General features: G+C 45.6%; 7 protein-coding genes. All 7 read right to left on the bottom strand.

The genetic code is table 11. The annotated features are described in order from the left end of the window. Positions 1-202: 202 nt before the first annotated feature. The 7 genes from OCV72_RS16350 to OCV72_RS16320 all read right to left on the bottom strand — a co-directional run bounded on the left by OCV72_RS16350 (position 203) and on the right by OCV72_RS16320 (position 4,698). Positions 203-346: a hypothetical protein gene (locus tag OCV72_RS16350; RefSeq protein WP_008399592.1), complete on the bottom strand. Its 144-nt coding sequence runs from the start codon at positions 344-346 to the stop codon at positions 203-205. Positions 347-403: 57 nt separating this feature from the next. Then, a complete protein-coding gene (locus OCV72_RS16345; protein ID WP_008399593.1) occupies positions 404-637 on the bottom strand; it encodes a sodium ion-translocating decarboxylase subunit beta in 234 nt (77 codons plus the stop codon). A gap of 43 nt (positions 638-680) precedes the next feature. Next, positions 681-983, bottom strand: coding sequence for a prefoldin domain-containing protein (locus OCV72_RS16340; RefSeq protein ID WP_008399594.1), 303 nt, complete (start codon positions 981-983; stop codon positions 681-683). Beyond that, positions 937-2,046 (bottom strand): relaxase/mobilization nuclease domain-containing protein, encoded by a 1,110-nt coding sequence (locus tag OCV72_RS16335; RefSeq protein ID WP_055154202.1) that lies wholly within the window; start codon positions 2,044-2,046, stop codon positions 937-939. The genes OCV72_RS16340 and OCV72_RS16335 overlap by 47 nt, the downstream gene beginning before the upstream one ends. Then, positions 2,007-2,327: a MobC family plasmid mobilization relaxosome protein gene (locus tag OCV72_RS16330; RefSeq protein ID WP_009256578.1), complete on the bottom strand. Its 321-nt coding sequence runs from the start codon at positions 2,325-2,327 to the stop codon at positions 2,007-2,009. The genes OCV72_RS16335 and OCV72_RS16330 overlap by 40 nt, the downstream gene beginning before the upstream one ends. Positions 2,328-2,331: 4 nt before the next feature. Then, entirely contained in the window at positions 2,332-2,493 is a 162-nt protein-coding gene (locus tag OCV72_RS16325; protein ID WP_007885225.1) for a hypothetical protein, read from the bottom strand. 855 nt (positions 2,494-3,348) lie between these two features. Further along, on the bottom strand, positions 3,349-4,698 hold the full coding sequence (locus OCV72_RS16320) for a hypothetical protein (protein ID WP_055154201.1): 1,350 nt from the start codon (positions 4,696-4,698) through the stop codon (positions 3,349-3,351). Between the last annotated feature and the right edge of the window lie 126 nt (positions 4,699-4,824).

Genomic DNA, 4,824 nt, shown 5'->3' with positions numbered 1-4,824 from the left:
AAAACACCTATAGGGGGCTTATATTATCAATACAGTTTATTGCACATTTTTGACCTCTTAAAAAAGGGCTGGTTTTCTCTCCCTTTCCCCACCCCTAAAAACACCTATAGGGGGCTTATATTATCAATACAGTTTATTGCACATTTTTGACCTCTTAAAAAAGGGCTGGTTTTCTCTCCCTTTCCCTGCCATTATAGCACTGCTACTTTTCCTTCGCAATCTCACTTTTCTCGTATTCAGAACAGTGCCCCTCTCTCTTTACACGGTCTCCGGCAACGGGACAATACCAATCTTTCCTATAAGCGCAGCTTGTGCAGCTCTCCTGCTCTCTTTTTTCTTTCTCCATAGTCTTTTACACCTCACTCCCTCTCGCCTTGACCGCTTATCTTATCACTACATTATTTTACCTTTTTCTCTTCAAATAAAAAATTATCGCTACTATCAACATCACAACACCTATCGCAATAAGCAAGATGCTGACAAGAACACTATTCAACTTTCCTGCGACAAATACCGAGGTAGGACCATCTGCACCTCCGATTATAGCAATAGCATTATTATTCATCTTCAATGCAACACCCACAATAACAGATATTATTCCAACAATACCAGCAACGATTCCTAATATTTTTTTCATTGACTAATCTCCTTTCTCAACCTTCCGATTTGTCGATTTCTTTTTACTTACCAAGCATACCATATAACAGCATAAGAAACACTAAAATATTACAGACCATACCGCCCCAAAACAGGTACAGCTTTAAGCCCTCATATCTGAAAAAGCTGTTCTTGCTTTCCTCCAGCTCCCGGATCTTCTGCTTCATCACGCTTGTAAGTGTATCAGACTGCTTCTCAAGAAGCTTTGTAGCCCTCTGTATAGCCTCTATATTCGCCTGTAACGCCTTTCTAACCTCTTGGACGGTGTTTTCCTTAACCTCATCTTTCAGGCTCCCAATCTCGCCCGATATAGCGTCTTGAAGCAATTCGTTGCTGTTCTTCAGCAGCTCTACGCTCTGCTTCAGCTCGCTGATGAGCTTCCTGTTCTGCTCTGCGTCTCTCTGCCTGTTCTGCTCTGCCCTTACTTGTTCTTGATTTGACTGCTTCATCAATTCCTCGCAGTTCTCGCTCGACATCGCCAACGCTTCTTTGAGCAGACTGTTTTCCAGCTCTGTCCGGCTCTGTCGGTTTAACTCTTGAAGCTGCTCTCTTGGACTGCTCTGCTTCTGCTGTTCGTGCATTTCTCTCAAACTCATGCTCCATACTCTCCTTTCCAAAATCCATATTGTAGTATTTTTCCAGCTTGTTATCCCTGATTTTACAAGCCTTTTCTCCTGCCTGTTCCCTGGCTAAGTCGGTATATGTGATGTACTTGTGGCTGTCCTGCCAGTCTACGCCGTACCCTCTTTCATTCATCATCCGGATAAAGTTTTCCCGGCTGGTCGCTGTTTCCTTACAGTCCAGCACCGCAAGGGCAATATCCTGCACATAGCTTTTGACCTTTCCCTGCTCTGCCTGTTTCAAAAGCTGGTAGGTGTCTTTGCTCCATGCCACCGTTTCTTCCCGGACTTCTCCAGCAAAGGTCTTTCCTTTCTCCGGCACATGCAAGCCCTGTTCCCGGCTCTGCTCGTTGCACCGTTCCTTTAGGTCTTTAAGGTCGTGCTTACTCCATTGGAGCTTATGACCGTCCTCATAATTTACGGAATTGACAATAAAATGCGTGTGTATATGCCCCTTGTCTATATGCGTGGCTATCAGAACTTCATGCCCTTTCCATGCCTTTGTATGCTCTGCCAGCTCGACAGCGTTCTTGTGAGCCTGCTCCGGGGTTATTTCCTCGTCCTCATGGTAGGATTGCACATAATGCTTATAGGTTCTTCCATCCGTCTTGCCCCACAGCTCCTTTGTGGCTTGCATTTCTTCCTTGACCGTCTCCGGCTCACAATGCAGACCGCTGACAAGCTTCTCCTCTGTCTTTTCTTTTTTTGTCACATAATCTATGGCGTGCCCTATGCCCGCCTTTGAAGATACCGCCTTAATGACTGCCATACTTTGTTCAGCTCCTCTCCATGCTTCCGCACTTCCGCTTCACTCGGCAACATTCCCCCCTCATTACACCGCTTTGCTATCTGGTTGAGGTTGTTCCCTATCCGTTTCAGTTCCGGGATAAGTTCCTTGATACCGTCCGTATTCACGATTTGCTTCTCCAGCACACAGGAAAGGATATATTCCTGCTGGTTCTTTCCACTCTCTGAAATCTTCTCCTGTAGCTGCTGGTATTCTTCTTCACTTACCCGGAATGATAGCTGCTTTGGTCTTGTCTTGTTCATACCCTTACCACTCCATATCCATGACATCAAGTAGGTCAAAGAAACGCTCCAGCGTCTTATTTTCCTTTTCTGCCGGATTCTGTTTTACATATTTATCAATTACTTTCATCAGCTCCTGCACCTCGTATCTGTACTCAAACTGAATTTTATCCATATCTTTTTTCATGCCTTTGACCTCTCTTTCTTCGGTGCTACCACCGTCATATTATGAGCCTTCCGGCTCGTTTAAAAGGGGGATTGAAGGGGGGCTTGCCACCCTCACAAGTTCTAAAGTGGTAACACTTTAGGGAACTTGCAATATATCCGCTACACATATTATAGCATGATAGACACCCTATATCAAGCGGATATATTCGTGCGTATATTCTGCCAAGAATATAGTGGAGCTTACTTCCTCTTGGGCGACTTTGAAAGTGTAGGAGGGAGACAGTCAAGGGCTTGTTTTTTATCTGCAGTATGAGCTTCGGCTTGCCGATCAGCGAGTACAGCAGATAAAAAATGGTCGCAGACCACCCTTTACTTTCTTCCGCCGGAACGGACAATGAAGCACAGGGGGAAGTAACGAAACGGACGGACAGCCGTTTTCCCCTCCGGCATTATAGCCAACAAAAAAGAGTATCAAGGGTAAACGCTGCGGTCTATGACCGCCCTTGACACTCTTTTCCTTATGGCTTTGATAATAAACAAGGGGAAATGGCTTCTTGTGGCATTTCTGCCCCTGTGATATAATGAACGACGCTACCGCCCCCAGACAGGTAGAGAAAGGGGGTGAACCGCATGAGTGAACTTCTGTCATTTTTTCTCTCTGTTTTGGCAAGTGTAGTTGCCTACTACATCTGCAAATGGTTGGACGGAGAAGAATAACTGGTAGCCAGCCTTGGGATTAAGCCACCCACCCAGAACGGAATAGAAAAGCCCCGGAGTCGCAACCTCCGGGGCTTTTTGCTGTGCCACATGAGCACTTCTGTCATTTTCGCCTACTGGTATTATAGCATATGCCTTTCGGCATTTCAAGTATACCCTACTTCCACCACTTCAATACAGTATGCCGGCTAAGCCCAGTTTCTCTCTCACAATCTATCTTCTTTCCGTCCGGATGCTGCTGTTTCCATTCTTCGACAATCTTCGACTTTTCTCCGCTGCCTTTTGGTCTACCCTCTTTATTTCTCCATGCTCCATTTGGATAATCCAATGTTTGTACCAACCTTGCACGCTCTAAATGTTCAGCCTGTTTTCTTCCGTTCCGTTTGCTTGCTGGCATAGCAATAGCCGATACTCTTTCGGCTTCCCTGCGACTGTATGTGACATAATTCTCTTGATAAAACTGCATGGCGTCCAGTATATCACGCTTGGTAAAGCGGTTATGCTCATCATCTGACATATCATCAAGGAACTGCAATAGGGAAAAAGCGTCTGTAAAAAGCTCATCTTCCGGAATATCGCACTTAACGGCATAGGACGCCAAAACGCAAAGGCAGCTGTATCTGTGCCCTACAGAAGCCCCCTCTTTTATTTTCCGCAGCCACCAATCATATAAGTCCCTTTTGACATGCCAGCGCTCACGGCGCTCCCCCTGCACAATTCGCTTTTCATACCATTCCGGGTACTTCTTCCGGGCTTCGGCAAGACTCAAATCGCTCTTATAGTGAAAATCCGTGACCGCCTTGCTCTTATCCATAAGATACCCGTTCAAATACTCAATCGTCACTCTCTCGCCCGTTTCAAAAGCCTTTACCGGGTATCTCTTTCCCAGCTTTGACTGCGTTCCAACCATACGGAAGCCCTGAAAAATCCCCTGATACTGAACCTGTTCCCGTTCTGTGAAAGTGCTTGTATAACGGTTCCAGACTTTCGCAATCAGCTCATACTTGAACTCTCGAAGCTTATCCTGCAAATGCTTATACAAGGGAACCGGCTTTTCCAGCAGATAATATAAATGCAGCCCGTGACCGCTGTTAATACAGTAAGTGCATTTCGGGATAATATCATGGTTCATTTGATGGAACACATCACGGAGCTGCGGCATCTCCACCCCGTCAAGGTCTATCGCTATCCCATACAGCCACCTTGCATTGGCTGCCGTCCGATTTCTGCCGGAATACGCCACAGGGGACATGACAGCAAACTCTGCCCCCTTGACCTCATCAATGACCGACAAATCATCAAATACAATCCGATTCTTCGCCTTATCATTCTCAACTATGGTTATAATGCCATTTGCCTTTCCGTCCTCAAAATGCCCCTTTCTCTCAAAACTTCCCTCTGGAAAAACAGCCCGATAAAACTCTTTCGGCTTCACTTCCTCAAAGAACTGCCCCAGCCATTCATTTTTCAGCTTATACAACTGCTTTTCAGTCGGTTTTTTTGCCATATTCCCACCACCTTTTTCTCCCCTCCAAAACACCTATAGGGGGCTTATATTATCAATACAGTTTATTGCACATTTTTGACCTCTTAAAAAAGGGCTGGTTTTCTCTCCCTTTCCCCACCCCTAAAA

This window comes from Dorea amylophila (assembly GCF_025567265.1).
GTDB classification, from domain to species: domain Bacteria; phylum Bacillota; class Clostridia; order Lachnospirales; family Lachnospiraceae; genus Dorea_A; species Dorea_A amylophila.
The sequence above is the reverse complement of the archived record's forward strand: the minus strand, read 5'-3'. Positions and strand labels throughout refer to the sequence as shown.